The organism is Gaetbulibacter sp. M235 (assembly GCF_043876835.1).
In the GTDB taxonomy this organism is placed as follows: domain Bacteria; phylum Bacteroidota; class Bacteroidia; order Flavobacteriales; family Flavobacteriaceae; genus Yeosuana.
In genome coordinates this window covers 74,377-81,640 of the sequence record NZ_JBAWJZ010000012.1, presented here as the reverse complement: position 1 = coordinate 81,640, position 7,264 = coordinate 74,377, and the positions used below count along the sequence as shown (strand labels likewise).

The 7,264-nt window shown below is 29.9% G+C and carries 4 protein-coding genes; all 4 read left to right on the top strand.

Annotated elements, in window-relative coordinates:
• Positions 1–342 precede the first annotated feature (342 nt).
• The 4 genes from V8G69_RS15730 (at position 343) to V8G69_RS15715 (ending at position 7,250) form a co-directional block, all read left to right on the top strand.
• On the top strand, positions 343–1,431 hold the full coding sequence (locus tag V8G69_RS15730) for a family 20 glycosylhydrolase (protein WP_394883107.1): 1,089 nt from the start codon (positions 343–345) through the stop codon (positions 1,429–1,431).
• A 201-nt stretch (positions 1,432–1,632) separates the two neighbouring features.
• Entirely contained in the window at positions 1,633–3,579 is a 1,947-nt protein-coding gene (locus tag V8G69_RS15725; protein ID WP_394883106.1) for a family 20 glycosylhydrolase, read from the top strand.
• A 130-nt stretch (positions 3,580–3,709) separates the two neighbouring features.
• Positions 3,710–5,644 carry a glycosyl hydrolase family 18 protein gene (locus V8G69_RS15720; protein WP_394883105.1) on the top strand — a complete coding sequence of 645 codons (1,935 nt, stop codon included), beginning with the start codon at positions 3,710–3,712 and terminating at the stop codon, positions 5,642–5,644.
• 154 nt (positions 5,645–5,798) lie between these two features.
• Positions 5,799–7,250 carry a glycosyl hydrolase family 18 protein gene (locus tag V8G69_RS15715; RefSeq protein ID WP_394883103.1) on the top strand — a complete coding sequence of 484 codons (1,452 nt, stop codon included), beginning with the start codon at positions 5,799–5,801 and terminating at the stop codon, positions 7,248–7,250.
• The last annotated feature ends 14 nt before the right edge of the window (positions 7,251–7,264 follow it).

Sequence of the window (7,264 nt, the reverse complement as noted above, 5' to 3'; positions counted from 1 at the left end):
ACACAAAAAGATGGGGTTGTTTTTCAAGGGGCCGACAGCAGGGAGTTCTGGCAACGTGCCGAGGACAGGAACAAGGAGACCGCTGAGATTTACCACCAATTGGGATTGGCGCATTACGCCGCTATGGAAGCTTTTGTAAAGTGGGAATACTAATTTGTATAAAAAACTAAGGTTTAATGAGGTTTAAAAATGTTTACAATAGAGAAAATTTCTAAATTATATATTAAAAAAATCATTAACGACCTAAATAATTAAAAAGAACAATTACAAACCTTTTTTAGAATATACAAAACTAATCATCTTACAAGAATACTTTTTTTTGTTAAAATTAATTATCAATTTATGTATAAATTCTTAAAATCTAAAAATAGGCATGACATTATTTTTCTTTTTTTGATGCTTAATATAACCTTTTGTTTAGCCCAAGTTGTTGAAGAAGAACTACCAGTAAGAGGTTTTGCGATATCTGCTCCAAGGCCATCTGAAGTTGGAAAATTTTTAGAATTTATAGAAAAAAACTTATCGAAAACAAATGTAAACACATTGTTTTTAATGGTAAACTATAAATATCAATTTGAGAGTCATCCAGAATTAGCAGAACCATCATCTTTATCTCAAAACGATGTAAAAAAAATAGTTGCTACTTGTAAAAACTATGACATAACAATAGTCCCGCTTATAAATTTATTAGGACATCAATCTTGGAAACAGGATAATATAAAATCTTTGTTAAAAGTATATCCACAGTTTGAGGAAAACCCAGGTGATAAATTACAAGACAAAGATTTTTACTGCCGCAGTTATTGTCCGCTACATCCAGAGATTCATGCTATTATTTTTGAACTAGTAGATGAATTGATTGAGGTTTTTGAAGCAAAAGCAATTCATGTGGGTATGGACGAGGTTTTTGTGTTGGGTGAGGATAGCTGCAGTAGATGTAAAGGAAAAAATAAAGCAAAACTTTTTGCAGACGAAGTAACAAAAATTTACAATCATCTAGAATCAAAAGGTGTAAATATGTATATGTGGGGAGATCGTCTTTTAGACGGTAGAACTACAGGGTTAGGGAAGTGGAGTGCCTCTCATAATGATACGTATCCTGCAATAGACTTAATTTCTAAAAATATTATTATTTGCGATTGGCAATATAAAACAGCACCACCAACTCCTGCATATTTTGCAATGAAAGGATTTAAGGTAATAAGTTGCTCTTTTGAAGTTTCCGAAGTAGCAAATCAACAATTAGATAATGTATTGAGTATTAGAAAACTTAATAAAGCAACTATAAAAAATAGGCTGCTAGGTGTTATGCATACCTACTGGAGTACTTTCGATTCTTTTATCGATTGTTATGAAAAATCAAATTGTAGTTCAGAAACCATAAAAGGGGCCATTGAAACATTTAAAACAATGTATGAAAATGATAAATAATTTACAATAATGTTGTTTAGTATTAGTGTCATTATAGCCAATTTATAAATTAAGTTGCTATTAATAAAGATGTAATCATCAAATTCATTTAAAAGATTTATTTACAGAGAACAATTTAATTATAGCTCAAAGTTAGATTAGAAAATGCTTCTAAAAATAAAACTGTTCAAATTCCATAAATTTTAAAAAGTAAGAATCAATATGAAAAAATATCACATTAGTATAGTGTTTTTAATAGTTAGCATTTTTAATATAAATGCATCTAATAATCAAGAATTAAAAAAATATTTAGTTCCTATACCAAAAAGTGTAACAGTTTTAGAAACATCTTTTAAGCCTAATAGTGGTAGAATAATTGCCTATGGAATAGCAACAAATTTGGGTGTACGGTTTAGTGCCAATAATCTTCAAAAAATATTGAAAGAAAAAGGTATGTATTTTTCTATTGCAGGAAATGTAGCTGTTGGAGAAACTCCAGAAATAGAGTTGATAATTGACTCTAAAAAGCAAACAAACTCTCAAGGCTATTCATTAGTAATCAATGAAAATAAAATTACACTTACGGCTAACAATGAAGCAGGTTTGTATTATGGTGTGCTTACTTTGGGACAAATTGCTCAATATGCCTACGATTATGGAACGTTTCCTCAAGTTACAGTAAATGATTATCCAGATTTTAAAAGGCGAGGTGTTACAATAGATATTAGTAGAACCAAAGTGCCAACTATGGCATCATTATATCAATATATTGATATGTTTGCTTCATGGAAAATTAATGAAATCCAGTTATATACAGAGCATACTTTTCAATATCAAAACCATAAAAAAGTTTGGCAAGATGCTAGTGCATTATCTTCTAACGACATTCTAGATTTAGATAAATATTGTAGCGATAGGTTTATAGATTTAGTGCCTAATCAAAACGGTTTTGGACATATGGAACGTTGGTTAGAGCATAAAGAATATTGGCATCTTGCAGAAAATGAAACCATTTCAGATCCTACACATCATATTTTAGGTATTAGACGAACTATATCTGCAGTAGATAAGAGTTCTGTTGATTTTGTTGATAATTTGTATAGCGAGTTACTTTCAAATTTTTCAAGTGAAAATGTAAATATTGGTGGTGATGAACCCTATGAGCTAGGTACAGGAAAATCTAAAAAAGAAGTTTCAGAAAAAGGAAAAGGGCAAGTATATTTAGATCTTTTATTAAAGCTAAATAGTATTATAGTGAAAAATGGTAAAAGAGCCCAATTTTGGGGAGATATCATTTTAGAACATCCTGAATTAATTAAAAACTTACCCAAAAATATTACTTGCATGATTTGGGGATATAAATGGGATCATCCATTTAACAAAGAAGCTGCTAAGTTTAAAGAAGCAAAAATACCATTTTATGTATGTCCAGGTACTTCGTCATGGCGCTCTATAGTTGGTAGAACAGAAAACGCAATAAAAAATCAAATAAATGCAGCCGAAAACGGAATTAAATATGGTGCCGTAGGATATTTGAACACCGATTGGGGAGATGATGGACATCCGCAACCATTAATTACTGGTTATGCACCTTATGTGTATGGTGCTGCTGTTTCATGGTCGTTAGAAGACAACAGAGATTTGGATATTAATTGGGTTTTAAACAAATATATTTATAAAGATCCTGCTGAAAAAACGGCACAAGTTATTTTCGATATGGGAAATACCAATCAGATATTAGATAATTCAGATATCAATAACTATTCTTTTTATTCATTGCTATATTACATCAATAAACCCTTAAAAGAAAACAGACAAACAGCTAAATTAAAAAACAAAGACTTGAATGAAGCAATAATTGTTTTAAACAAAATTATCAAAAGAGTTGAAACCTGCAAAGCAACAGCCAATGATGCAGAAATTGTATACAGAGAAATTATAAATGCTTCCAAACTAGCAATTCATTCTTGTAATTTAGGTATTGCCAAATTAAAAACTAAAGAAGGTAGCATTGAAAAAGTTGATGCCGATACAAAATATAAATTATTAGTAGAGATAGATGCAATTATAGCTGAATATAAAGAAGTTTGGATGCTTAGAAACCAAATTGGTGGTTTAACAGATAGTCTTGAACAATTATTAAAAGTTAGAACTGCATATTTGAATTAATCCTTCACCATATATTTTACAAGCTAATTAATTCCGAACAATTTTAATTATGGTAAATCAATCGATATATTCTTTTTCTAAAAATCAATTTTTATTAATTCACTTCTTGTTTTTTTGCATTACTTCTTTTTTGCAAGTCTCAGCACAACAAGATTATTACTTAGATTTTGCGTCCAGTAATAAAGTAACATCTAATGCGGCAGTTATAGAATTAAATAATACTGCTAAATTCACTCTTGAAGCAGAAGTATTTCTAGATTCTCAAACTAATTTAACTAACGTTTTAAGTAAAATTTACGATAATAATAATCGTGTTGCTTTGCAAATAAGTAATGGTGTTATCTATGGAATAGTAAGTAATGGGGCAAATGCATATCGTTGTACTTCTAATGCGGTTTTAACAACAGGTTTGTGGTATCATATTGCAATGGTTTATGACGGAACTTTAAGCACCACAACAGATAGAGTTAAATTATTTATCAATGGTGTACAAGAAATAAATTTAGTTACATCTGGGGCAATACCTAGTTTAACATCAAATGATACAAATTTTACTTCAAAACCATATGTGGTTGGAGGTACTTATTTTGATGGTAGAATTGATGATGTAAGAGTTTGGAATACAGCTCTTAGTGCTAATACTATTAATATTTGGAAAAATATACATCTTGAAACAAATCATCCCAATTATGCAAACCTTAAATTATATTGGGATTTTGATAACATCAGTAATTCTAGTGTTGTAAGCGCAGCAAATGGAACTTTATATGCAGGAACAATAGAAGCTGCTACTTACGGAGGACCAACAGTACACGAACATGTAGTAGGTGGTTATTTGCCATCGTATAGATTGACTAGTTTTGCTTTAAAAAATCCTTCATTAGCTATGGAACATCTTACTCATTTATATTATTTTTCAATAAGTACAGATGTTTCTGGTAATTTAGGAGCGGTTGATTCTAATGGCAATTTTACACCTTTAGCTAATTACTTACCAAGTGTTCAATCAAATTTGAACACAATTAAAAGTTGGATAGGCACTAAGAAAACAAAATTGATTTTAGTTTTTGGTGGATGGGTTTCATCCGATTATATAGATGAAGTTGCTGCAAGTCCAACAGCAAGAAATAACGTAGCTCAAAATTTAGTAGACTTTTGTATAAATAATCAATTAGACGGAATTGATATTGACTGGGAAAATTATCATGGAGAAGTTAATGATGTCAATTATGTTAATCTTGTTTCGGCTATAAAATCTAAAATATTAGCTTCAAGCAATACAGATTTAGAGTTGTCTGTAACCATTCTTCCAGAGCATGATAAACCTAACGATCCTATAGGACTTAATGGGCTTTTTGGAAACATCGATTTTTTACAGATAATGTCTTATGGTAAATCTAGAATATCACAAGGAACACAGATACCTATGTCAAAGGTTCAAGAGTATTACACACGATGGACAAATGCTGGTTTACCAAGTGCAAAACTCGTTTTGGGCTTGCCTGATTATGCAAAAACATTAGTAGATGATAGCACATTGTTTTATAGTGATCTTGTGGCTCAAAACCCTAATCTAGATCCTAATTTAGACGCCGTAGTATCTAGTGGAAAAACATATTATTTTAATGGTGTAAATACAATTAAAGAAAAAGCTCAATACGTTTTAGATAATAATTTAAAAGGTGTTATGTTTTGGGAGCTATATCAAGATACTGATATTACTAACTCTATATCTTTATTAAAAGCAGCTACAAGTATTATACCAGTAAATGTTACTTCAACACCGTTAAGTAATAATAATTTCGAAATAGACAATGAACTTAAAGTTTACCCTAATCCATCTACAAATTTATTTAATGTTTCATTCTACAGTAATAATCCAAGATTTACTAAAATATTGGTTTATGATATAAACAGTAGATTGGTTTGGGAAAACATAAATTCTTTAAATACAGGCTTAAACAATATAGCTCTAGATTTAAAAAAACTAAATACAGGTTTTTATATTTTAAGAGTTATTGATGGTGATAAAACGTCAACCAAAAAACTTATTAAAAATGAATAAATTATACACTTTGTATTATGTGGGTTCTGGTTTAATAATGTGTAAATGAGGTTTTTAGACAATATCAAACCTATTAAGGAATATATTGGATTTAAAAAGAGATAATTTATTGGAGTTTTACGTTAAACAAACTTTAACAAAATTTTATTTTATTATGAAAAATCAACTACAAGCTTTTTTAACAAAAAAACAAAAACTGTTTTTATTTATTTTTTTCATTGTAACCCTAACCAATATTTCGGCACAAAAAGTGGTTGGCGGTTATTTGCCTACTTATTCTATAAATAACTTAACTAATGCACAATTAAGAGATAAAATGGCACATTTAAGTCATTTATATTTTTTCTCTGTAACTTCAAGTTATAATGGACAAATAGGAACTGCTAAAACAGTAAATGGTAGTGCTACTTTTACCTATATTCAAAATGATGCTGACTTTTTCACTAAGCTAGATAGAGTTAAAAACGTAAAAGCTTGGAATAATTTAAATACAAAAGTAATTTTAGTAGTAGGGGGAGAACTTTCTTCTTATTATTTACATAGTATGATTAAAAACACAACCAATGAAGCAACATATGCTGCAAATTTAGTTCAATTTTGCCACGCTAATGGCTTTGATGGTATTGATGTAGATTGGGAAGATTATACTACAAGTTCAGGCACACAACTTAAATATACAGGTGCAGAGTATACCAATTTACTTCAAAAAATAAAAAGTGAAATTACAGCTCAAGCATCATCAAACGGAGGTAAAGTTTTAAGTTTATCTGCAACCCTTGTTCCGGAACGTTATGATCGTGCAGGTATATCAGGTATTTTTCAATATATAGATTATCTTCAAATTATGTCTTACGGAGGAGGATCCAGAATAGGTAATGATACACAAGTGCCAATTTCCAAACTTGATCAATATTATACGGGATGGATTACTAACCTTAGTCTTCCAGCTAATAAATATGTTATAGGTTTGCCTGTTTATGCAAAAACGCTTAGTTCAGAGTTTAATCCAACACTATCAACAGCATATAAAGACCTTATTACCAGCAACCCTACAATTGTTAGTAGTAAACCAGATAGGGCTGTTGTGAGTTCTTTTACAAGTGGAGGCACACCTTACAGTAATGTTCCTTTTTACTTTAACTGCGTTAATACCATAAAAACCAAAGGACAATATGTTTTAGATAATAATTTAAAAGGGGTTATGTTCTGGGAAATAACCCAAGATTTTGATTATACTAATAGCAATTCTTTAATTAGAGCAATGAATGAAAAAATACCAGTTTATGGTGGTTCTAGCTCTAAAACAACTGGTGGTAAGGGTACATTGAGTACTGATGGAATAGATGAAGAAATTCAAACTGGTCTTAAAATTCACCCTAATCCTTTTAACAATTTAGTTAAAGTTGGGTATTATGTATACAACCCAACTTTAACAAAAATTCACGTGTTCGATGTTAATGGCCGTTTGGTTTGGGAAAACAATAAACAATTGGTTTTAGGTAATAATAATATGGAGATTGATACTAGGTTTTTTAATACAGGCTTTTATATTATTAAGATTATTGATGGAGATAAAACATTAACAAGAAAACTTATTAAAAATTAATTAAATAAATCAAT